The organism is Kitasatospora sp. NBC_00039 (genome assembly GCF_045160625.1).
Classification (GTDB): domain Bacteria; phylum Actinomycetota; class Actinomycetes; order Streptomycetales; family Streptomycetaceae; genus Kitasatospora.
The window spans coordinates 1,297,813-1,318,257 of the sequence record NZ_CP108289.1; the positions used below are offsets into that span (position 1 = coordinate 1,297,813).

The 20,445-nt window shown below is 69.6% G+C and carries 19 protein-coding genes and 2 pseudogenes; 9 read left to right on the top strand and 12 right to left on the bottom strand.

What is annotated here, in order from left to right; all coding sequences use genetic code 11:
* Positions 1-381 precede the first annotated feature (381 nt).
* Positions 382-1,281 carry a phosphotransferase family protein gene (locus OG286_RS06190; protein WP_405362789.1) on the bottom strand — a complete coding sequence of 300 codons (900 nt, stop codon included), beginning with the start codon at positions 1,279-1,281 and terminating at the stop codon, positions 382-384.
* 32 nt (positions 1,282-1,313) lie between these two features.
* Complete coding sequence (locus tag OG286_RS06195; RefSeq protein ID WP_396323124.1) at positions 1,314-1,577, bottom strand: hypothetical protein; 264 nt, start codon at positions 1,575-1,577, stop codon at positions 1,314-1,316.
* 127 nt (positions 1,578-1,704) lie between these two features.
* Here OG286_RS06195 and OG286_RS06200 point away from each other — a divergent pair.
* Positions 1,705-1,872 (top strand): annotated as a pseudogene (locus tag OG286_RS06200) (lantibiotic dehydratase); the annotation flags it as partial.
* Between the two features lie 13 nt (positions 1,873-1,885).
* Positions 1,886-2,239: a hypothetical protein gene (locus OG286_RS06205; protein WP_405363939.1), complete on the top strand. Its 354-nt coding sequence runs from the start codon at positions 1,886-1,888 to the stop codon at positions 2,237-2,239.
* Positions 2,240-2,600: 361 nt separating this feature from the next.
* Here the strand turns inward: OG286_RS06205 and OG286_RS06210 are convergent, their stop codons facing one another.
* Complete coding sequence (locus tag OG286_RS06210) at positions 2,601-2,732, bottom strand: hypothetical protein (RefSeq protein ID WP_405362787.1); 132 nt, start codon at positions 2,730-2,732, stop codon at positions 2,601-2,603.
* 44 nt (positions 2,733-2,776) lie between these two features.
* Here OG286_RS06210 and OG286_RS06215 point away from each other — a divergent pair, with 44 nt between their 5' ends.
* The 4 genes from OG286_RS06215 to OG286_RS06230 all read left to right on the top strand — a co-directional run bounded on the left by OG286_RS06215 (position 2,777) and on the right by OG286_RS06230 (position 6,036).
* A complete protein-coding gene (locus OG286_RS06215) occupies positions 2,777-3,433 on the top strand; it encodes a hypothetical protein (RefSeq protein ID WP_396323097.1) in 657 nt (218 codons plus the stop codon).
* 170 nt (positions 3,434-3,603) lie between these two features.
* Positions 3,604-4,980 (top strand): NUDIX domain-containing protein, encoded by a 1,377-nt coding sequence (locus OG286_RS06220; protein ID WP_396323098.1) that lies wholly within the window; start codon positions 3,604-3,606, stop codon positions 4,978-4,980.
* Positions 4,977-5,150: a hypothetical protein gene (locus OG286_RS06225; protein WP_405364827.1), complete on the top strand. Its 174-nt coding sequence runs from the start codon at positions 4,977-4,979 to the stop codon at positions 5,148-5,150. Before OG286_RS06220 ends, OG286_RS06225 begins: the two co-directional genes overlap by 4 nt.
* A gap of 91 nt (positions 5,151-5,241) precedes the next feature.
* Positions 5,242-6,036, top strand: coding sequence for a hypothetical protein (locus OG286_RS06230; protein ID WP_405364829.1), 795 nt, complete (start codon positions 5,242-5,244; stop codon positions 6,034-6,036).
* Positions 6,037-6,068: 32 nt separating this feature from the next.
* Here the strand turns inward: OG286_RS06230 and OG286_RS06235 are convergent, their stop codons facing one another.
* From OG286_RS06235 to OG286_RS06250, 4 genes are read right to left on the bottom strand one after another with little or no spacing between them, the layout of a single operon-like run.
* Complete coding sequence (locus tag OG286_RS06235; protein WP_405364831.1) at positions 6,069-6,482, bottom strand: NUDIX hydrolase; 414 nt, start codon at positions 6,480-6,482, stop codon at positions 6,069-6,071.
* Positions 6,483-6,538: 56 nt separating this feature from the next.
* Positions 6,539-6,979: an NUDIX domain-containing protein gene (locus OG286_RS06240; RefSeq protein ID WP_405364833.1), complete on the bottom strand. Its 441-nt coding sequence runs from the start codon at positions 6,977-6,979 to the stop codon at positions 6,539-6,541.
* Positions 6,976-8,229 carry a DegT/DnrJ/EryC1/StrS family aminotransferase gene (locus OG286_RS06245; RefSeq protein ID WP_405364835.1) on the bottom strand — a complete coding sequence of 418 codons (1,254 nt, stop codon included), beginning with the start codon at positions 8,227-8,229 and terminating at the stop codon, positions 6,976-6,978. The genes OG286_RS06240 and OG286_RS06245 overlap by 4 nt, the downstream gene beginning before the upstream one ends.
* The gene (locus tag OG286_RS06250) at positions 8,226-9,218 is read right to left on the bottom strand and encodes a Gfo/Idh/MocA family protein (protein ID WP_405364837.1); all 993 of its coding nucleotides are present in this window, start codon (positions 9,216-9,218) and stop codon (positions 8,226-8,228) included. The genes OG286_RS06245 and OG286_RS06250 overlap by 4 nt, the downstream gene beginning before the upstream one ends.
* A gap of 156 nt (positions 9,219-9,374) precedes the next feature.
* On the opposite strand from OG286_RS06250, the gene OG286_RS06255 reads away from it, so the two are divergent.
* From OG286_RS06255 to OG286_RS06265, 3 genes and pseudogenes are all read left to right on the top strand, one after another.
* Complete coding sequence (locus OG286_RS06255; protein ID WP_405364839.1) at positions 9,375-10,691, top strand: helix-turn-helix transcriptional regulator; 1,317 nt, start codon at positions 9,375-9,377, stop codon at positions 10,689-10,691.
* A gap of 222 nt (positions 10,692-10,913) precedes the next feature.
* Positions 10,914-11,306: pseudogene (locus OG286_RS06260) on the top strand (peptidylprolyl isomerase); the annotation flags it as partial.
* 456 nt (positions 11,307-11,762) lie between these two features.
* A complete protein-coding gene (locus OG286_RS06265; protein ID WP_405364841.1) occupies positions 11,763-12,860 on the top strand; it encodes a serine/threonine-protein kinase in 1,098 nt (365 codons plus the stop codon).
* Between the two features lie 176 nt (positions 12,861-13,036).
* Here OG286_RS06265 and OG286_RS06270 read toward each other — a convergent pair whose 3' ends face one another.
* The 5 genes from OG286_RS06270 to OG286_RS06290 form a co-directional block, all read right to left on the bottom strand.
* Positions 13,037-13,954 carry a serine/threonine-protein kinase gene (locus OG286_RS06270; RefSeq protein ID WP_405364843.1) on the bottom strand — a complete coding sequence of 306 codons (918 nt, stop codon included), beginning with the start codon at positions 13,952-13,954 and terminating at the stop codon, positions 13,037-13,039.
* Between the two features lie 401 nt (positions 13,955-14,355).
* On the bottom strand, positions 14,356-14,796 hold the full coding sequence (locus OG286_RS06275) for a hypothetical protein (protein WP_405364845.1): 441 nt from the start codon (positions 14,794-14,796) through the stop codon (positions 14,356-14,358).
* On the bottom strand, positions 14,796-16,934 hold the full coding sequence (locus OG286_RS06280) for an integrase (RefSeq protein WP_405364847.1): 2,139 nt from the start codon (positions 16,932-16,934) through the stop codon (positions 14,796-14,798). Before OG286_RS06280 ends, OG286_RS06275 begins: the two co-directional genes overlap by 1 nt.
* On the bottom strand, positions 16,931-18,631 hold the full coding sequence (locus OG286_RS06285) for a hypothetical protein (protein ID WP_405364849.1): 1,701 nt from the start codon (positions 18,629-18,631) through the stop codon (positions 16,931-16,933). The genes OG286_RS06280 and OG286_RS06285 overlap by 4 nt, the downstream gene beginning before the upstream one ends.
* 158 nt (positions 18,632-18,789) lie before the next feature.
* Positions 18,790-20,397: a site-specific integrase gene (locus OG286_RS06290; RefSeq protein ID WP_405364851.1), complete on the bottom strand. Its 1,608-nt coding sequence runs from the start codon at positions 20,395-20,397 to the stop codon at positions 18,790-18,792.
* Positions 20,398-20,445: the final 48 nt, after the last annotated feature.

Genomic DNA, 20,445 nt, shown 5'->3' on the forward strand with positions numbered 1-20,445 from the left:
CGCCGGAACGGGCAGCCGCCTCGACAGGGCGTGAGCGCCTGGCGGGCCTCCGGTCACCGTACGAGGTGATCGGCCAGGGACTCGATGGTGCGGCGACGCGCGGTGTACATCGACACCGCCGAGCCGTCGGCGAAGTGCAGCCGGAACCGGGCCATCGCCTGCCACCTCGGGCGGCGTTCGACTCGGGCGACGAAGTTCCGGGGCGCATGCCACAGCAGTTGGCCACCCCGACATCGTGGAGTCGGGGACATCGGCCGGCTCACCGCGCCGCCCTGTCTGCCGTCGTGCGAGCCCCGCACTGGCCAGGTGAACCCCGGCGGGGCATCAGGCATTGCACGGGATACACCGCGGCTCACCCACACTCCCGCATCGGCATCAGCGTCACAGGATGTGCCAGCGCTGCCCGTCGTCGCCCTCGCGCAGCCCGGCAATCCGCCGGACGACCTCTGCCAGAGTCACCGAACCCGGCGCGGCGCGCTTCGCGTTCGTCGTGATCATCCTCAACTCACGTAGGTCCCGCAGAACTTGGCACCCCTGCCACTCGACGACATCGAAGCCGTACGACCGGGCGAAGGCCTCGTAGTGCGCCTTGCCGTACCCGAACCGGCGGCAGTGGATCTCGATCGTCACCAGGTCGATCTCCGGCTCCCCGTAGCTGGCCGTGTCCCAGTCACAGAGCACGGCCGCCGAGCCATCGTGCAGCGCATTCCGGTGCTGCGGGTCCCCTTGGAGCAGCGCCGGCGGCAGGGCGAAGCGGACCTCCGCGAGGGACTTCTCCAACCCGTCGAGACGGGCGGACAGATGCTGCAGATCCTTGTCGGCGAGCGCCGTGATCGCGGCCAGCGAGCGGCGGATCGCACCGACGGTGTCGAGGGACCGGAGCGGGAACGGCGGGGCCGGCAGCTGGTGAAGCATCCTCAGTGGTGCGGCGAGTTGTTGTGCTGCGACCGGATGGTCGGGCTGAGGTATGTACTTCCAGAACGTGACGGCATGCCCGTCTACGAGGACCGGCTGCTCCAGCGGCAGGAGGGGGACGGTCGGGAAATCCATTCCGACCAGCCACTCGACCAGCTGGACGGTCCGGCGCACCTCCGCGATGGTGGAGCCGCGTCGCGCGATCTTGACCACCACCGGGCTGGAGGCCAGCAGGAAGACCGCGTTGGTATGCCCGCGCAGGACGGTGGCGCCTGACGCGTCCAAGCCCACCGCACGGCAGGCGGCTTCGAGGACACGGTTCACTTCGGACTCACTGAAGCCGCCGATCCGGCTCGGTGCACTCATACCCGTAAGGCTGGCGGACGGCCGCCCCGCTGTCACATCGCGCCCGGTGGCAGCGCGAGAATTTCGCCCAGCTCGCGGACCGCGCGCACCGAGCGCAGCCGGGGCGGCAGGACGTCGATCACCGCCCGCGCTCGGGAGCCCAGGATCTCCGTACGGTGGGCCTCCGGCACCTGAAGGTAGGTACGGCCGGCCAGCCGGCAGGCTTCCGCGAGGCTACGTTCCTTGATCAGGCAGACGGCCCTGACCGAGCTGGTCGCCCACCGCGCGCTGATCACCAGCCTGCACACGCCGGCCACCGACCCCGACTCCGTCACTCACCTGCACACCACCGTGGAGGGCGCTGGTGCCGCCGAACTGCCGGGCGTCGCCGAGATCCTGGACAACCGGCGCACCGCCGGCACCGACATCGTCCTCCCGCAGGCGGTGGCTGACGAGGCCGCCCGCGCCGCCCTCCTCCTGACCAGGCTCAGTCCGGCGCCCAAGGGAACAGCGGCGTGGCGGGCCTACCATCAGCGCTTCTACGAGCGGTACGGCAGGGGCGCGCTGGTGCCGCTGCTCGACGTGGTGGCGGACAGCGGGATCGGCTGGCCCGACGGCTACCCGGGTGCCCGGCCCGCCGACAGGCCGCTCCGCCCGCGAGCGCGGCATCGTCACCCCGATGTTCGACTGGGGCGCCATGGCCACCGTCCAGGGCGGCTCCCTCGCCCACCTCACCCTGCGCCCCGGCAAGCCCACCGCCGACGGCCGCAAGACCTACGAGACCGGCGTCATCGGCCACGGCCCCGACGGCGCCGCGCTCGCTGACCTCGTCTCCGAGCAGATCTGCACCTGGAACACCGACTTCCGCACCCGGAACCTGCGCATCGCCCTCCCCGACACCCCCGGCGCCGCCGACCCGGCGGCCGGCCGCTTCGTCCTGGAGCGCCCGAGCCACCCGATCACCATCACCTGGGAGTAGCCGCCGTGCACCCGACCGGACCCATCGCCCGGCGCTTCCCGGTGGTCGCCAGGATCCGGCCCGCGTGCCTGCCCCTGAACGCCCGTGTCGGCCGGCTCCGCGAGCTGGCCAACACGGCCTCCCAGAGAGCAGACCCGGGCCGGGCATCCACCGTCTTCAACCAGGCAGCCCTCCTCGCCTCCGATCTCGCCCTGCCCGACTACGCCCGCGACCTGTGTCACCGCCACGCCGACCTCTACCTGCCCCGGGGCCCGCTGCCCGCGATGAGCGCCATCCGCGGACTCGAGCCGATCGTCAACCTCGCCCGCCTCCACATCCGCGCCGGCCACCACCAACGCGGCCATCAACTGCTCCTCGACCTCTACCGCGCCGTCACCACCGCCACCGCCACCGCCACCGCCACCCTCCTCGACGGCATCACCGTCCCGGCCGAGCTCACCGAGACCGACCAGCAGCGCGCGGAAGTGCGGGCGTGGCTGTGGCGGGTCGTCATCGCCGACGGCACCCGCGCCCTCACCGCCGCCGGCCGCTGGAAGGATGCCCTGCGACACATCGAGGCACCGCGGCATCGGCCGGCGCATCCTCGACGGCCGTCAGGTCGCCGTCCTCGCCGACGCCACCACCGGCGACCTGGCGGGCGCCCTCGCCCTGCTGGAGGACACCGAGCCGGGCGACGCCTGGGAGGACGCCGTGACCGCCGTGCTCAGCGCGCTGTGCCGCCCCGGCGACCACGACGCCGCCGACCAGGCGATCGACCACTGCCTCGCGCTCGACGCAGAGGAGGGCCTCGCCGCCTTCACCACCCGCCTCACACTGACCGCCCTCGACGCCACCGATCCGGACACCCCCTCCGCGAAAAACCTGCTGCGGCAGCTGACCAGCCGAACGAGTGAATCCGGCGACGGCTACGCACTTCGCGACCTCCTCGCCCACGAGGGCGTCCGCACCCGCCTCGAACCAGACCGGATCAGCCCGCTCGAACGGGCGCTCGCCGCCTGCGCACTGGACTCCGGCACCCTGCCAGAGACCCTCCGGTGCCGACTGGAGGAGGCCCTCGACCACGCCCGAAGGGTGGTCGAAATAGCCCCGTTCGACCCGGGATCGCCCGGGGGAAATCCGCTTGAGCGACGCAATCGAACAGCACCATCATCAGTCGCCACCCCACACTCCGAACCGTCCAACTCGACGTCCTGACAGCGCACTTGCGGCGAACTCCGCTGTCGACAGCCGGTTCGGCGTGCCCGAACACCACCAGCGCCCGGAGGTACCCCTGTGGAAGGCCCGACCATCCCGGCTCTCAGTACCCGCGCCCGGCCTCACGGCCGGGTGACCCTGCCCGCCCGCGACACCGAGGAGCCCCTCCAGTGATCGACTTCGAGACACTCACGGGCCTGGCCGCCCGCGAAGGCATCGAGCGGATCGGCGTCGGCGTCGTGGTCCGCGACGCCTCGGGACGGATCCTGATGATCCGCCGTTCCCCGCACGACGTGCTGCCGGGTCTCTGGAAGTACCCGGGCGGCGGCCGGGAGGGCGACGAGCCCGTGGACGCCGGTGCGGCCCGCGAACTCGCCGAGGAGACCGGGCTCACCGGCCTGCCGCTGGAGTACGCCCGGCACCTCGACTTCACCAACCAGTGCGGCAGACGCGTGCGACAGTTCGTCTTCACCACCATCGTGCCGGACGGCACCCCGATCGCCCTCTCCCGGGACCACGACGGCCACCAGTGGGCGAGTGCGGACGCTCTGCCTTCGACCGGCGACGGGCAGCGGGACGTCGTCGAGTGGCTCGTCCGACGTCTGGCCATCCCCGGCTGGCGGCCGGTCGGCGGCTACATCACCACCGTCGCCCGGCCCACGTCCTACGGCAGCTTCCTGGTCACCGACCCGCAGGGCCGCATCCTCGGCATGCGCTCGACCATCAACCCGGACGTGTGGAACTTCCCCGGCGGCAACGTCGAGCACGGCCGGACACCGTTCGCCACCGCGCTGATCGAGGCCGAGGAGGAGCTGGGCCTCAATCTCGCCGCGGAGAACCCCGAGGTCATCGCCCGGCGCCGCCTGGTCGCCGTCATCCACGAGCAGGCGGGCACCGAGTACCCGGTGCCGGTCTGCGGCTATGTCTTCGACGGCGGCGTCCTCACCCCCGAACAGCAGGCGCGAATCCGCCTCGATCCGGCCGAGCACACCGAGTGGCGGTTCGAGACCGCCCACGACTGGCGCGCGCTCATGGAGCCGGACCGCTACCAGCGGCTCCGGCAGGTGCTGCGCGCCCACCGCTCCGGTGTCCCGCTCTACCTGGAGCGCCCCGCCCGGACCGAAGACGACTTCGAGGGCGTCCTGGTCTTCGTCACCGACCCGGCGGGTCGCCTGCTGATGCACCTACGCGAGGACCGGCCGGGCATGCCCTGGCCCGGCTACTGGACTCCGATCGGCGGCTGGCGCGAGGGCCGGGAGACGGCCGGGGAGGCTGCTGCGCGCGAGGTCGCCGAGGAGGCCGGGATCACCGTCTCCGACCTGCGGACCCTCCCCGACCCGCCCCACGACTTCGGCCTCCCGCTCACCCGCGTCCTGCACGCCGTCTGGAACGGCCCCGAGAGCGACCTGCGACTCGGCGACGAGGGCCTGGCCGTCCGCATGGTCCCCCTCGACGAAATGCCGCTGTTCAAGGTCCCGCCCTACATGCAGCACTACCTGCCGCTCCTCGCCACCGCGGCAACCCGACCTGCCAGGAGGACCGCGTGAACCCCCGCGACGACAGCCGCCTCGCCGCAACCCCGGCCTCCGGGAGCGACCCGCTGACCCTGGTCGTCGGCGTCCACCTCGTCCTGACCAACGCCGACCGCGTACTGCTCGGCCGGCGCCGCAACACCGCCTATGCGAACGGCCTGTGGCACCTGCCGGCCGTTCACTAGGCAAGCCGTGTGTCGTGATTGAAGTTGTCGGCTATGCGTTCCACAGCGTATCCGGCTCTACCTTCGAGAAGGGTTGAGATCAGTCTTGAACGTGGACACTTCGAGCGATGCGCCCGTGTTGGGCGACGTGCTGCTCGGCTTCTGGTCGGCTCGGGACCGCTTCCTAGAGGCGGGCTTGGCGACCAACCGCAGCGACCCGATCGGCGGCCTCGCGGAGTCTCTTGCCGCTGCAGCGTTTTGGCCGAGTGCCTCGGTGCGGGCGGCCTACGACAGGGCGCGCGGCGTCCGCACTGGGATCGATCGCTCAGGCGAGTTCGGGCCGGCGCTTGGCTCCATGCCGGTGACCGGGAACGGTCGTAGGAACTCACTGGCTGTCGACCTCGTGGTGCCCTGGCGGTCCTTGGTGGAGCGGGTGCCGACGTTGGCGGACTTCGCGCGCCAGCGCCAGGGCGAGCGGTGGGCATGGGATGTGGCTTCAGGCGGGGCGTACGGCATCGGATCCGACGGGCCGCCTCAGAACCAGTACGCGGGGTTGGCCCGCCTGCAGGTCAAGGCCCGCTTCGCACCTGATGCGCCGAGCCACGGCCCGTTGAATGCGGTGCCCTTCGAGCTGGTGCGCGACGGTCCGGTGCCCGCGAATGACCTGTACGTGCTGGTGATGTTCGCCCGGATCGACGAGGAGTGCCGCGACCTGAGAGCGCATAACTTCGTCTGGACGGCGGTGATCGTCACGAACGAGTGCCTGCGCGCTCTGGACCACGGTGTCTCCTCGGCCAAGCTCGACTGGAAGGAGATCCACTCCTGGTGGGGTGAGGGGAGATCGTTGCCGGCTGGCGTCCACGACGTGACCGGCCTTCTGAGGTCCGTTCCGATTCCGGGCTGGTAGGTGTGTCGGTCCGCCCAGCCGCATCCGGGCGTTCACCAGGGTTCGAGAGCGCTCCGGGCCGTAAGCGCCAGCCGCCGGATAACGAGAGCGCGGAGGTCAGGCCGTGTCGACCGGACACGGTCAGCCGTGGACCAGGCGAAGCGATCGTGTTCTGTCTGGTTGATCCGGACCGGCCAGTGACCGGGCGGTTCCTCGGCGGCGAAGAAGAACCCCCTGCTGGCGGGCAGCAGGGGGTTCTCACGGGCTGGGTAGTCCAGGTGGCCGATGTACAGCGCGCTGGCGATGGCCAGCCCGGCCTCCTCCTGGACCTCACGTGCGAGAGCTTCGGCGAGGGATTCGCCGGTCTCGACGCCGCCGCCGGGCGGTTCCCAACGGCCGGCCCAGGAGTCCGACGCCGTACGTCGGAGCATCAGGAGCCGGCCGTGGCGGACGATGAGTGCACCCACGCAGAAGGCGTTGTATCCGTCTCCGCGGGCCTGGTCAATGAGCTCACGGTGCACGATCAGCGGGTGACGAGTTCCCGTACGGCGTCGCTGACGGCGGGGATCTCGTCGGGTCCGGCCCACTCGTGCGCGTCGTGCTCGGTGAGGGTGACCGGGCCGGGCCGGGTGACGGTGACCTCGAAGGTCAGCTGCCGGGTGAGGGCGCCGCTGCCGGAGGTGTAGTCGAAGTGCCCGAGGTACTTCTCGACCGCGTCGATCCGCAGGCCGGTCTCCTCGTCGACCTCCCGCAGCAGGGCCTGCTCGATGCCCTCGCCCTTCTCGACCTTGCCCGACGGCAGCTCCCACAGGCCGGCCATGAACTCGCCGGCCGGGCGCCGCAGGAACAGCATGCGGTCGCCGTCGGCGATCACGGCGGCCACGACGAACCGTTCTACGCCGTCCGTCTCGGCGGCGGCGCGGATCGTGTCCTCGAACGTGGGGTCGTCGAAGGGAGAGTTCATAGCAGCTCCTTGTGGTGGTCGCTCACCTTGATGGCCGCGCGGATGTACTGCTCGGCCAGCGGACGATCCTGTTCACGATGCCAGACCGGGAGCTTGATCGTGTGCGCGTGGGTGTGCTCGGCGACCGGGAAGTCCCCTGCCTGGTAGCGGCGGTGGGCGTGCGGGTGGCCGGGGAACAGCATGGCCGGGCTCTGGTACAGCGGTAGCTGGTTCATGGGGCAGGTGGAGCCCGGCCGGTCGAACTCGACGGCGCCCTCGGCGACCAAGGCCTGGTGGAACCGCTCGACGCTGAGGCCACCGAGCTCCTGGGGGCGGTAGGTGAGCGTCAAGCCGTACCAGGACGGGATCACTCCTTCGGGCATCGGGATGACCTCCAGCCCGGGGATCCGGGCGAACTCCTCGGTCAGGTAGCGGGCGATCTCCGCCCGTCCGGCGAGGTAGCCGTCGAGGTGGCCGAGCTGATCGAGTGCGATGACGGCGGCCAGCGGGTGGATCCGGAGCTTGAGACCGGACCCGGTGACCGCGTACTTCGCGAGCGGGTGCTTAGTCGGGATCTCGGACTTGGCTCGCTTGTTGTAGTGGCCGAACGTCAGGAGCCGGTAGTACGTGTCGTCGTCGTCCGTGAGGACGAACCCGCCCTCGCCGCCGGACAGCGGCTTGGGGCCGTTGAGCGAGAACGCGCCGGCCAGGCCGAAGGTGCCGACCTTCTTGCCGCCGTGGGAGGCGCCGTGGGCGTGGGAGCCGTCCTCCAGAAGGAGGAGGTTGTGGGTCTTGGCGATGGCCTGGATGGCGAGCATCGCGGCCGGCCTGCCCCACAGGTGGGTGACCATGAGGGCGCGGGTGCGTGGAGTGATCGCGTCCTCGATCGCGGTGGGGTCGATGTTGCCGTCCGGGCCGGTCTCGACCAGGACCGGCACCGCCCGCAGATGGAACAGCGGCGAGGCTGTGGCGTGGAACGTCCAGGCGGGGACGATCACCTCGTCCCCGGCCTTGATCCTGGCGGCGTCGTAGGTGGCGTGCAGGGCCGCGGTGCCGGAGCTGAAGGTGACCGCGTGCCGGACCCCGAAGTAGTCCTGGAGGGCGTCCTCCAGGTCGGCGACGACGCCCGAGCGGCCGGGGATGGAGATGGCCGAGCGGAGCTGGGCGATGACCTTGCTCTCGGTGGTGTCGTCCATCGGCGGCCACTCGAAGTGCGTGCCGCCGGCGGTCACCGCGGGCTCGCCGCCCAGCAGGGCGAGGTTGTTCGTCACAGCATCTCCTTGGGGTCGATGTAGCGGCCGACGGCCTTGGACTCGTAGCAGGACGCGATGAAGGCCATGTGGCCCAGGTGTTGTTCGGGGCCGGCGGTGTTGGGGCGTTCGCCGTCCAGGACTCGGCAGAAGTAGTCGATCTGGGCGGTGGCCGCGCTGGACGGGGCTTGCGGGCGCGACAGCTCATCGACGACCTTGCCGTGCACATCGAGGCGCTGGACCTGGCCCTTCGTCAGCAGGACCGACCCGAGGGTGCCGACCACGTGCAGTCTCTCGGTCTTCGGAGCCATCCAGCGGGACAGGAGCACAGTGCCGTACAGGTCGTTGTCGTAGCCGAGCTGGATGACGGCGGTGTCCTCGGCGTCATACCCGCCGCCCGGCAGCGCGGCGGTCGAGAAGTCAGCCATGATCCGGTTGGGCATCCCGAAGTACCACAGCAGCAAGTCAACGATGTGGTAGCCCATATCGATGATGCAGCCGCCGCCGGCCTGACTGACGTCTCCGCGCCAGCCTGCGCCCGGGTCGTCGGTGTGGAAGGTGTACTGGCCGTCGATGAGGAACGGGGTGCCGATCTGGTCCAGGAGCTGGACCACGGACGCGTGGAGCGGGTTGAAGCGCCGTTGGAGCGTGACCATCAGCTCCACCTGGGCCTGCTGGCAGATCGCGGCGAGCTCACGCGCCTCCGGCAGGGAGGTGGCGAACGGCTTCTCCTTGAGGACGTGCACGCCTCGAACGGCGCACTCCTCGATCACGGCCCGACCGGCGTGGTGCGGGACCGCGACGATGACGAAGTCCGGCGCCACGTTGTCCAGCAGGTCGGCGGCCCGGGTGAAGCCCGGGACGTGGTGCTTGTCCTGCTGGGCCCGCAGGGCATCCGGGTCGTTGTCGCAGACCGCGACCAACTCGGCCCGGTTGGAGGCGAGCAGGCCGGGAAGGTGGTCTTCGAGTGCCTGGTGTCCGAGGCCGATGACCGCCGCGCGTCGTTTCATGGGCTGACTCCTTCCGCTTCGTGAGGGAACTTGTCGATGCGTGTCGAGTACAGCGCCAACTCCGCTTTCCTGGACAGGCATTGTCTGTAGTCCCGGGGTTGTCCCGCGCTCGCGCGCAGTAGGCTGCCTGTCACTGTCGATGATGGAATTGGCCCCGTGGACGACCCGATCCGGCACCCCCTCGCCTACGCCCGTGAACTGCGCGGGTGGTCACAGAGCGACCTCGTCGTGTTCCTCGACCGGGCCGCCCGCAAGCACGGGCTCCGCTCCGGCGCGGACAAGACGGCCGTCAGCCGGTGGGAGAACTGGCGCAAGCAGCCGAACCTGGACTCCCAGATCCTGATCGCGGAAGCCTTCGACGTTCCGATCGCCGACATGGAGCTGTTCGGGTGGCCCGATTGGCTGCCCGGCCGCGAGGTTCCGCTGCCACTGGGATCGGCGTACACCGTCCAAGCACTTCGAGATGCACAGAGAGCCGCCATGGACCGCCGCAGCTTCATGACCTTCAGCGCCGTCTCGCTGGCCGGCCTCGCCGCCCAGTGGGCCACGATTGAGCCCGATCGCCTGACTTCTGCCCTCGACGGCAGGACGGCCGTGGACCCCGGGCTCGTGGACTGGCTGGAGGAAACCAGCGCGAAGCTGACGACGCTGCCCACCGAACAGCGCCAGCACACGATCAAGCTGATGGACGCTCATCTCGCCACCGTCACGGACCTGATCGAGGGCGGCGGCCACGCCGAGCCCGTCGCCAAGCGGCTGCACCTCCTGGCCGCGTCACTGGCCACCACCTGCGGCTGGTATCGCTTCGACCAGGGCAAGCACTTCGCCGCGGGAAAGCTCTGGGCAGGGGCCTTGCAAGCCGCCAACGCCGCAGGTGACCGCGACTTCGGCGCCGGTGTGCTCTCCGACTTCGCCTACCAGTCGAACTGGATCGGCCAGCCGAACATCTCGGTGGACCAGCTCGGCCACGCACTGTCCGGTACCAAGCACCCCACGGCCCGGTCGCTGCTGTTCCTCCGGCGGGCCAGGGCCTACGCCGCGCTCGGCGAACGCTCCGCGTGCTACCGCGACCTGTCCGACGCCGAGACTGCACTGTCGACGCGGGCTAGCGACCCCGCGCCAGGCTGGTGCGCGTGGATGAGCCCCGCAGACCTCGCGGTCGACTCAGGCCAGTGCCTGCTCGATCTCGGCCGGGCCGACGAGGCGCACGTCAGGATGGCCGAGGGCTTGGCCCTCCTGCCCAAGGCCCGGGACAAGACGCGTGGCATCTTCCTGACCTACCAGGCCAAGGGCTTCCTGCAATCCAACGACGTCGAGCAGGCTCTCGCTGTCACCACCGAATCCCTCGATCTGGCCACCCGCATCGGCGCCGAGCGGTGCGTCACCCTGGTCCGCGAACTCGCGCCGGCGTTCAAGCCATACCGCCAGGTTGACGGCGTCGCCGATCTCATCGAGCGCGTCCGGGCTGCGTGACGGGCACTCAGATCAGAGTCGCGGTGATCAGCGGCCCGGAGAGGATGATCCGAGCCGCCGTCGTCAGGACGCTGCCAAGCGCCAGTCTGCGAAGCCCGGCTCCATGCGGGTCGCGGCGCCGGTCTTCGCGCCGCTATCAGCGAGAAGTGCTGGATGTGCTCGCAGGAGCGCACGTCTTGGGGGTGGCGTCGTGGTGGTGTCCGCCGAGCCGGCCAGGGCCCGCTGTACAACGGCGTGGTCTTCCATCGGGTGATCAGCGGCTTCATGATCCAGGGCGGTGACCCGACCGGCACCGGCACCGGCACCGGCACCGGCACCGGCGGCCCGGGGTACCAGTTCGACGACGAGATCCACCCCGACCTGCGGTTCACCAAGCCCTACCTGCTGGCCATGGCCAACGCCGGCAATCAAAAGGGCCGGGGTACCAACGCGTCGCAGTTCTTCATCACCGTCGCCCCGACGACGTGGCTGAACGGCAAGCACACCATCTTCGGCGAGGTCGCCGACGCCGCGAGCCAGAAGGTCGTCGACTGGATCGCCAGGACCCCGACCGGAAACATGGACCGCCCGCAGCATGACGTCGTGATCTCCGAGATCGTCATCGAGAAGCCCTGACACCACGTTGAACCCGTCGACGGCACCGGACCGGCTGGCCCCGAGAAGGGGGCGGCCGGTCCAGTGCGGTAGCCAGTCGTCCAGCGCGGGGTGCGGGTGAGAACGCCGGACGCTTGCTGGACCTGCACTGCCTGCGCCACTCGGGCCAGCGCACCCGGACGGTGTCGTTGGCGGCTGCAGGGCCCCCATCGCGGCGGTCGATCGAGGCACTGCCGAAGCCGGACCAGCCGCTCGCCGTATGGCCCGTGGACTCCGAGATCGGACGTCGTCGACCGTGCGGCCGGCCGCTGCCTGTTCCGCCGCGGCCCGCCGCACTGCCGGGTCACCAAAAGCCGCCCGCACGTCCCGGCCGAGTGTTGGGAGAGAGTCCATGCGGTGGGGGGCGCCTCCCAGCCGAAGGCTGGGGGAGCGTCGCGCGCCTGGCGGGAACCTTCAGACACGCCCTAGGGTGGCCGCATGTCGCTGGTCTCCCGGCTGGTCCCGATCGGCCTGATCCTTCTCGCTGTCATTGTGGCCTGGGCGGTCTCCGTGGGAACCAGGCGACGGCTACAAAGGCTCAACGCCGCCGTTGCGCACGTCTACCCGCCCGCGGTGCACCCGCAGTCCCCGGCGGAGCAGGCCTACCACGGTGCGGCCGTCGCTCCGGTCGCTCCGGTCGCGACAGTCGCCAACCAGCCGATGCATCAGGGCGAGCCGCGGACGATCGGCGGGTACCACCTGCTCGGCCGGATCGGCTCCGGCGGGATGGGCACGGTGTACCTGGCCCGGCGGGAGGGTGCGGCGACGCAGGTGGCGCTGAAGACCATCAACCTCGAACTGCTGGACAACGCCGAGCTGTTGCGCCGCTTCGAGCGCGAGACAGAGGTGCTGGGCATGGTCTCCGGTGCCTACACCGCCCGGGTGCTCGACGGCGGGGTGGACGGCGGACGGCCGTACCTCGTGATGGAGCTGCTGGACGGCCAGCCCCTGGACGCTCATCTGCGGGAGCAGGGCCTGATCCGCTCTCCCGAGGCGCTGCGGGCCTTGGCGCTCGCGCTGGCGGCGGCTCTGTCCGGAGTGCACCGGCTCGGCCTGATCCACCGGGACCTCAAGCCGGCCAACATCATGCTGACCACCGCTGGGCCGCGCCTGCTCGACTTCGGCATCGCCGCACTGGTGGACGGCACCAGGCTCACCATGGCCGGCGGCGGGCCGGGCACCCTGACCTACATGGCGCCCGAGCAGTTCGGCGACGAGCGGGTCGGCACGGCCGCCGACGTCTGGGCCTGGGCCTGCTGCGTGGTCTGCGCCGCACACGGTGCCAGCCCGTTCGCGGCGACCAGCACCGGCGCGGTGATCCGGCGGATCGTCGACACTGGCCCGGAGCCCACTGCACTCGCGGCCGTCCAGGCCTTGGACCCCGCGCTGGCCGCCGTCGTGGTGCGTGCGCTCACCATCAACCCGGCGGGCCGCCCTGTCGACGGCGCGGCCCTGCTGGAACTGCTGACCGCCCACCCCGCCCCGGGCGCCGTTCAGGACCAGATCACCCAGGGCTGGCGCACCCTGGGGTTGTGATCACCGGTCACCGCAGGGCCTGCCAGGCCCGGCCAGCAGCGGTGGTAGCAGATTGGCCCCAGTGTCAGGGCCAGAGCGCAGGCTGCTACGTTCAGGGAGCGCAGTTGCGTGTACTCAGGATGCTCGCGGGGCGGCGTGTCCTTGAACAATCCCCAGTACGGCCTCGCTGCCCCCAATCAATCGCTGTCCTCGATCAGGCCCAGATACACCGCCATTTTTCTCATGGCACTGGGCTTCGGGCGCTCCGCTGGAGGCCGCTGAGTCAACGGCGGGCCCGAGCGCCCCGGGGCCGCGATCGCCGCCCGGAGGCGGGAGCTGACCTCCTTGGCGGACTTCGGCCGCTGCTCGGGCTTCTTGGCGAGTAGCTGGGCGACGAGGGTGTCCAGCGAGACGGGAATGTTGGGCTGTCGGGCGCGCAGCGCCTCGGGAACGCGGTTGACGTGGGCGAACATCAGAGCTGTATTGGGCAGGCCCCCGAAAGGGGTGTTGCCAGTGAGGAGCTCGTACAACAGGCAGCCGAGCGAGTACAGGTCGCCGCGGGCATCCTGGCGTCCGGTCTTGAAGCGTTCAGGCGGCATGTAGGCGAGTGTGCCCATGATGCTGGTGCTGGTTGGACTGATGGTCTCAAGGCGTCGGGCGATGCCGAAGTCCAAGACCTTCACCCTCCCGGTGTCGGCGAGCATGACATTGGCCGGTTTGAGGTCTCGGTGCACCAGGCCGGCCTGATGGGCCGCTGAGAGGGCGTCAGCGATCTGCACCCCCCACCTCACGGTTCGTGTGACAGCGGGCACCCCGTCGTCGTGCAGTACCTGGTTCAGGCTTCGACCGCTGACCAGCTCCATCACGAGGAAGAGTGAACCGTCAGCGTCCTGGCCCAAGTCATGGATGGTGACGATACCGGGGTGGCTGAGTGATCCTGCGGTACGCGCCTCGCGGAAGAGCAGTTCGGCGGCATGCTCGCCCAGGTGGGGCTGCAACATCTTGATGGCGACCTGGCGACCGATCACGCTGTCGCGTGCCGACCGGACTTCGCCCATGCCACCGCTGCCGAGCCACCCTTGAATCTCGTAGCGGCCTGCTATGACCCGTCCCACGCTGCACCTCCACGAGATCTAGCTTCGGAATGATTACCGCCTTGAGGTGAGCCTAAGCCTAGCTAGTGGCAAGGAAGTTGGGTTATTTGTGACGGGCGACCGAGCTGGAGCCTTCACGCGAAGCGAACCGCACCCATCCGGGTTAGGCTGATGGATTGGGCTTGCTGATGTTGGACTGATTCGTTTGCGTCTGCGCCGGTGCCTGACGCACCTCGCTCACTTGGATCTTGACCGGCCTTAGACGTCAAGCTGAAGCCTCAACCCGCCCGTCGGAGGGAGCACCAGCTTCGTTGACGGGCGGGTTCGTCGCCACCGTCCTTCGGAAATCTGCAAACCTGCCCTCTTTCTCCCCCTTGGGAGGTTCATGACCATAAGGCGCTCTATGCCTTGATCGCAGACATTTAATCCCGCCTCACCGTCCCCGACGGCCCGGTCCTCACGGGTAGCCGGGCCACGCCGGCGGCGGTGCCGAGTTCCGCCTTGGCCTGCTCCAGTTCGAGCGACAGTTCGGCGATGATCCGGCGCATCACCTTGGACCTCGACCGCTCCTCGGCCAGGTCGGCCCTCAGCTCCGATGCCTCTGCCTTGAGCGCGCGGTTGGCGTCGGCGAGTTCCTGCATCGCGGTCGGTGTGGAGTCCTGGGCCTTGGCTCGGGCTTGGAAGTCCTGGACGAGGTCGGTGTGGCCATAGACGATGTCGCGCCGAAGACCGCTCTCGGTGATCAGCTCGGAAGCCGTGAGCTTTCCGGACGATGAGCGCAGGGGTGTGCCGGCCAGGAGACGGTCGACCGCCGCGCGGATGGCGGCCCGATCGGCGTCCTGATCGCGTGGACGGCGTCCCATCAGTGCTCCCGTGTCTGGTTGTTGGAATCGGTCGTATGCCCGTGCGCGTCGATGATGGCGCGGCTGCCGGCGGCAAGGGCTGCGGCACGGTCGCGCAGAGGGCGCGGTGCCAGCCGGTCCGCGGCCGTGACCTCCCACCGCTTGAGTCGCAGTCGCTGCTCGACGATGCTCCGGTCGGTGTAGGCCAGGTTGGTGCACGCCGAGCGGCATTCCGACTCGTCGGGGCCGTCCTCTGCGGGCAGGCCCGCCTCGAGCCGGGCCTGGCGGCAGGCCGCGGTCTCGCGTCGCCATACGCAGGTCATGCCCTCGCCGTGGTGGATGTTCGGGTTCGCCTGGTCCAGGAGCCGCTCCACGCTCTTTCCGGCGGTGACCACGCGCCCGGCGAAGCGGGCACGAGCCCGAACCCGGTGGCGGTACTCGTCGGCCGAGGGCCCGGACACGTGCTCGCCCTCATTGAGCAGGCGCGCGTCCTGCTCGTTCTGCTCCAGCACCAACTCCAGGGTCTCGATGTGGATGTCGTCCATCCACGTCGTGTCAGAGCGCCCCGCGTAGCTCAAGGTCACTTTCGTGTGGACATGGGCGTACTGCAGGGCGGCTGCCACAAGTCCGCGTGGCCGGCGGACGATGAAGTACGCCAGCGTGCGCCGGAACCGGCTGGCATGGAGGTGTTTGGTCGGGTCCGGTGGGATCGGCAGGGCTTCACCGGGGCGGCGGAAGGTCGCGTTCACCCAGGCCAGCAAGTCCTCCAGGTCGTTGTTGATCGACCAGCCCTGGCGGGCGTTGAACTCGTTCGGGCGTGCGGCGTGTGCGTTCGTGAAGCTGGCGGGAAAGAGAAACGGGTAGTCGCCGAGGCTCTCCAGCAGGGCGATTGCGGCGTGGACCGGGGCGACGACCACCCATGGACGCTGGTCTTCCGTCACCTCCTCGGGCAGCAGTGAGGCGCGATCGAAGCCCTTCCCCCGGCGGCCGACCATCAGCAGCTCTCCGGTCTCTTCATCGACTTCCCGGCAGCCGGGCCGCAGGTTGAGCACCTCGCCTGGGCGAGCGCCGCTGAGGTAGCAGATCACCACGAAGCAGGCGGCGGCGACCATGCGGACCAGCGTCCGCAGCTCCGTGAGGGTGATGGGCGTCTCGCGCCAGGGCCGACCGTCGATCATTCCGGCGATCTGCCCGACATAGGTGTCCTGCGCGATCGGCAGCCCCGAGTCGCTCAGCATCCGCTTCTGGCTCGGGGTGATGCCCACGCGAACCTTAAGTTCGGGCGTGCGGATCATGCGCTTGATGGCATTGCAGTTGACCGTCACCGTGCCGTCCTTCTGCCGGAGGCCCGGAAGCGACTCGCCGGTGCGGCGGCACCGCTCGATGTACTGCAGCACACGGTCGAAGGTCGGCCCGCGGTACTCGGCTTGGGAGGGGTGAACGCCTGCGTTGATCTGCTGATGGGTCACCCAGGCGTCGCGGACGTCCGGACCCACTGACTCCACGACGTGCAAAGCCCAGGCCAGCAGCGCTGTCATGGTCTCCGGGGCAATCCGGGGCGTCTTGTTCTCGCGGCCTTCGGCTGGACGCTTCGGATCGTCGTCGGAGGCTCCCGGCCACGGGTAGCCGGTGGACAGGCGTCCTTCCTCGGGCAGGTGGGGGCCGTAGAGCCACAACGTGCGGACCGCGGCAAGCATGTCGATCTTCCGGCCTTCTTTGCGTGAGAGGCCGAGGACATGCGCGCGATAGGCGTCCAGGTCCTGCGCAGTGACATCGCACAGGCGTGTGATCCCGTGGTCGTCGAGCCACTTCGCGAAGATCTCCAGGTCCATGAACCAGTAGCGGAAGGTGGCGACGCCGGCGCGCTCACCCCCGCGCTGCACAGCTGGATCCCCGGGGTAGGGGTGGTCGAGTGCGGCCAGGAAGAAGGTCTTGAAGGGGAGTTGGAAGGTGTTCGGGTAACGGGCCCAGATGAGAGCGGCGATGTTGAGGTGCGCGTCGGGGTGCGCGGGTTTGATGTGCCAGACCGGATCGCCGAAGCGGGAGAGCATGGCCGGGTCGGTTCCCACGCGAAGAGGCCGGTTGCGCAGGACGACCGTGTCCGCGGCCGGCCACGGACTCTCATGCTGCTCCAGCGGCAGGAGCGCGGCTGTCGTCATCGCAGGTCCAATCGGCCGTCGAGGAGATCGTCGACCAGGTGCTGGTGGTCGTCCGTGAGATCCGCGCGGGCTTTGCCGAGCTCGGCGTCGGTGTAGTGCTCGATGATCTCCTCCAACTGCTGCAGAGGATCGCGGAAGCGAGCTCGCCACAGGGCCGGGTCGAGGTTCGGTCGGCGCTGGAGGATGCCGTCGCGCACTGCCAGCTGGATCGGGAGCTGATGCGGAAGCGCTCGGGCGTTCCCGCAGCTCAGGCAGTCCAAAAACGAGGCCGGGCATGGCCGGCCGGCCTCCGCGACAGGGCTGGCGAGATGGTCGACGCAGCCCACGGTCGCGGTGTCACGCTGGGCGCCGATGAGCTCCTTCAATGACTGCGGCTCGAGCCCCACCTGGGCGGCGGCCCCGGCCAGGTCCTGCTGGGCCTGGGCGACGAAGTCCGAGGTGAAGACCGGGACGGCCTGCACGGCCCGGGCCTTGGCTACCTCCTGCCGCAGGGCGGCGCCGACGACCCGCCGACTGTCGGCCTGCACGGTGCGGCTGCCCTTGAGGTAGAGGTCGTTGAGGGTGCGCCGCGAGTGCGCGACAGGATGGCGCCGACGCTCCAGCGCCGTCTGCCGGATCCTCTTCACGTCCACGGCCGGCGGGCCGCCAAGCACGACGTTCCTGGCCGCGGGAAAGCCGTGCGACCGTGCCCACGCCCGGACATCGCTGGCGTCCGTCCCCGAGCCCCAGAACGATCCGGTCTTGCCGCTGCCGAGGTACAGCGAGGCGAACGCCGCCGACGACCGGCCGTGTCGGCGCGGCAACTCGCTCAGCGACAACAGCAGTTGGTAGAGCCGCAGCGGTGAGAGCATCAGCCGATGTTCCTCGGCGCTCGCGGCGAACAGGTCCGCGAGATCGGCGGGCAGGTCCTCAAGAGCGGCGATCATGTGCTCCCGCTCGGGACCGCGACGCGGCTTGACTTCCTCGATCAGCACGATTCCGTCGTCCTCACGCGCCCCGCCGGGACGGAAATGCGCGGCAGGCCAGGCCGCCACCGTGCCGAAGTTCTCCTGGGTCAACCCGGTCAGCAGCAGGCAGAACGCCGTCGCCTCCGACCGCGTCAGACACAGGCGAGCGGCCAGGACACGAAAGCCGCCTGCACGCACTACCGCCGCCGTGTGGCCGCCAGAAGGTATGCGCGGCAGATCTCCGGTGCGGTCGAAAGTGTCGAGAAGCGAGCCAACCTCCGCCTGGTGCAGACTCAGGGCTGGATCGCCGGCGCGCCACCGGGCCAGCAGCCGGCGCCCCGACTCGATCCTCTCCCGAGCAAGCCGGACATCGCGGCGGGCGGCCGTCGTGATCGCCTGCCAGTCCGTGTCCGGATACGCGCCGGGCCGCTCGATCTCAGGCCCCTTGACGCGCACGTTCAGCAGCGCCTGCCGGGCGGCGTCAGGCAGCTCTGGGTCCTCTCGCAGCAGCGTGCGCAGGCGCTTCACAGAGTTGGACTGGCCATGCCGCCCTTCGCAGTGATCGACGAACGCCTGGATGTGTCGCCCCGTCAGTTGCTCAGGCGACGTGGGCTGCGGATCGCAACCTGCAAGCACGTCGGCGAAGCCACTGGCGGTATAGAAGTGCCCCTCGGCGGTCCCGAAGCGTTTGCTCGACGTCCGGGCCGTACCGACTCTCCGGCTGAAGGACCGGGCCAGCCACTGCTGCATGGCGGGCGTGACCTTGAACTTCGAGAAGTCATATGTTCTGGACCGGCGGCCGGACTCCTCCAGGAAGCGGACCAGCGTCCCGCCGCCCTCGGGCAGGATTCCACGCTGCGGCGGCCGCCAAGACGGCTCTGGGAGGGACGCCCGGCGCCCACCCCGGCTCACCGTGCCCCCTTCACGCCGCGCATCACCAGGCCGCTGTCCGCGGCAGCCGCGCGGACCAAGGCATCCACCCCTGCCTGCTCGTCCTCATCCAACAACGCCATCAGGTAGTCGACCTGCAGTCCGGTGAACGGCTCCAGGTAGTAGTCGCGAGTGGTATCCGGATGCGCATGTCCCATCAAAATAGACAATGCATACCAAACATCACCGAACTGGTCACGCAGGTCCATGAGTTGCTCGTCACTGAAGCCTTGGACCTGCGGTTGCCAGACCAACGACAGCACCAGGAACCAGCGAAGGGCGAAAGAGTGGCGGAGCATATGGGCTCGTGCCCACAGCGGGCACTCCGCCCGGCGCCGCTCGCGCTGCTCGGGTGTCAGCGTCTCGGCGGCCAGGTCCACCCACAGGTCGGCGATTCGCTCGTTGGCGTCGCGGAAGGTATCTTCCCAGCCGCCGACCTTCTTCGGCAGTCCGTCATGGGAGAGCCAGAGAGCAAGCGGCTCAAGGCCGTTGGGCGTTCGGCGGAACAGCAGTCTGCGCTGGTCCGGGCCGATGACATCGAGCGCCGTCGGCACCGATGATCCGGACCGGCCCTCGAGGTGGAGCTCCCGTGTACGCGGGCTGTAGCCCGTCACGATCCACACCCTGGTGAGGCGGTCGTACCGCCCGGCGCGCTGGGCTCGGCGGATCACCTCCGCCCGGGATCCCTCCCACTCGTCCATGTAGGAGGCCACCGAGCCCATCACCCGGCGCGGGATCCGGTAGTACCGCCCCTCCTTCGCCCCTTTGATGCACGCCGCCGCCAGCCAGGCCCGCGGGAAGCGCCCCTCCTCGGACAGCGGCAACTCGACATCCAAGATGCTCGCCCACTCCTGGACCCGCAGGCCGGTCCCGTAAAGCCCGTCGACGAAGGCCGTGTCCCGGTCCTCGTTGTACCCGCGCCAGCCGCCCCGCCGCAGGCCGTCGAAGCCGTAGCCGCGCAGGCCGATGTTCCGCCACTGCTCGAACCCGATCCGCAGGAGCCACTTCACCTGCCGCCGCCGCGTCGCTGCCGGCCGAATCGGATCCCGCCCGTTCCTGGCCAGTGGAACTCCGTCCTCGTTGAGCACGCCGGACGGCCGACTCAAGCGCTCGGACTGACTCGGCAGCGACAGCACCGGATTGTCCGTGCCGTAGCGCGGCTTGGCCCACGTGTAGAAGCAGTTCAGCGCCGCCCGGTCGGTGTCGAAGCTCGTACCCCTCACCCGCTCCTCGTTGCGGACGTCCGTAATGCGCCAGTCCTTGAACGCTTCGATGTCGCCCGCCGTCGCCTCGTCCCAGGTGCGGCCGAAGACGTGAAGGAAGGTCAGCCAGACCGCGAGCGAGTACGCGTACCGGCGCATGGTGTTCACCGGCGCGCCGGCCATCGAGCCCGTGCGGAAGAAGAGGTTCACTCGCGGGTCCGGATAGCCCGTGGGGGCGATCAAGATCGGTGTGCCGTGCCGGGCGCCGTTGCGGGCAGCTCGCTCGTGGAGGTCGCCGAACCAGGCGAACTCCTCCTCAGCGTCAAGCGGAACGGCTCCCACCATCTCGTAGAAGTCGACGGACCAGCGCTCCAGACCATCCATAATTCCCCCATGCTCAGAGAGTTATTTCTACAGCACTCGGATGCCCAG